Origin of the sequence: Bradyrhizobium sp. JR4.3, assembly GCF_040547695.1 — a bacterium.
Lineage (GTDB): Bacteria > Pseudomonadota > Alphaproteobacteria > Rhizobiales > Xanthobacteraceae > Bradyrhizobium > Bradyrhizobium canariense.
Window position 1 is genome coordinate 1 of record NZ_JBEPQF010000090.1, and the last position, 1,580, is coordinate 1,580.

At 60.8% G+C, this 1,580-nt stretch carries 2 protein-coding genes; both read left to right on the plus strand.

Going from position 1 to position 1,580, the window contains the following annotated elements; translation table 11 throughout:
* Positions 1 to 855, plus strand: an 855-nt coding sequence (locus ABIB91_RS41625) for a DUF1522 domain-containing protein (protein WP_354172980.1), incomplete at its 5' end; no start/stop codon positions are given.
* 357 nt (positions 856 to 1,212) lie between these two features.
* Positions 1,213 to 1,580, plus strand: a 368-nt coding sequence (locus tag ABIB91_RS41630; RefSeq protein WP_502917101.1) for a flagellin N-terminal helical domain-containing protein, incomplete at its 3' end; no start/stop codon positions are given.

The following is a 1,580-nucleotide window of genomic DNA, read 5'->3' on the forward strand; positions in this document are numbered from 1 at the left end:
ACCGGTACGGCCTCGGCCTTCACCGCGGCACGTAGCGCCGGCACGGGTGGCATCAACGGCAAGAGCTTGACCTTCAGCTCCTTCAACGGCGGCACGGCGGTCAACGTCACCTTCGGCGACGGCACCAACGGCACGGTCAAGACGCTCGATCAGCTCAACACGCAGCTCCAGGCCAACAACCTGTCTGCCACGATCGACGCCAACGGCCTGCTGACCATCTCCTCGACCAACGACTACGCGTCTTCGACGCTTGGTTCGGCGGCCGCGGGTGGTGCGATCGGCGGTACGCTGACCTCGTCGCTGACCTTCTCGACGGCTTCCAGCCCCGTCCAGGACACCGTCGCACAGACGACCCGTGCGAACCTGGTCAACCAGTACAACAACATCCTGAACCAGATCGACACGACCTCGCAGGACTCCTCGTTCAACGGTGTGAACCTCTTGAACGGCGACCAGCTCAAGCTGGTGTTCGACGAGACCGGCAAGTCGAACCTGAACATCACGGGTGTGACCTACAACTCCAAGGGTCTGGGCCTCGCCTCGTTGACCAGCGGTGTCGACTTCATCGACAACTCCGCCACCAACAAGGTGCTGTCGAACCTCAACGCGGCGTCGAGCACGCTGCGTTCGGAAGCTTCGAGCCTCGGTTCGAACCTCTCGGTGGTGCAGGTGCGTCAGGACTTCAACAAGAGCCTGATCAACGTGCTGCAGACCGGCTCGTCCAACCTGACCCTGGCCGACACCAACACTGAAGCGGCCAACAGCCAGGCGCTGTCGACCCGCCAGTCCATCGCGGTCTCCGCGCTGTCGCTGGCCAACCAGTCGCAGCAGAGCGTGCTGCAGCTGCTCCGCTAACAAGCGGACAACATCGCAAGCAAGACATGACGGCGGGGCTTCGGCCCCGCCGTTCTCTTTTTGCGCAGGCTTCGAAGACGGGGTGTGGGACGAAGACGCTGCAATTCAGGTGCAGCCGTTTGCTCACTCTGAGTTATGGTTGACAAGTAGCAAACGTCTCGCAATTGCACGAAAAAACACCATTCGATCATGATGATACGGCTGAGCTCGATTTCTCTTCGGTCGCGCATATGGTGAATCCGCGCAAGGACTGGCGCGACGCGCTTCATGCTTTGTTAGCCACCTACGTTCACCGTCCCCGCATCGATTAATCCTAATCGAAGTTTGTTGCGTTGCGTACCAGAAGGGTAACAGCTTATGTCCGGTATTGTTCTCTCCTCGTCGGTTCGTCAGAACCTGCTCTCTCTCCAGTCCACCGCTGATCTTCTCGCCACCACGCAGAGCCGTCTGTCGACCGGCAAGAGCGTCAACTCGGCCCTGGACAATCCCACCAACTTCTTCACGGCCCAGTCGCTCGACAACCGCGCGAGCGACATCAACAATCTGCTCGACGGCATCGCCAATGGCGTGCAGGTGCTGCAGGCCGCCAACACCGGCATCACCTCGCTGCAGAAGCTGATCGACAGCGCAAAGTCGATCGCCAACCAGGCGCTGCAGACCACCGTCGGCTACTCCTCGAAGTCCAACGTCTCGACCACGATCGCCGGCGCGACCGCGTCCGATCT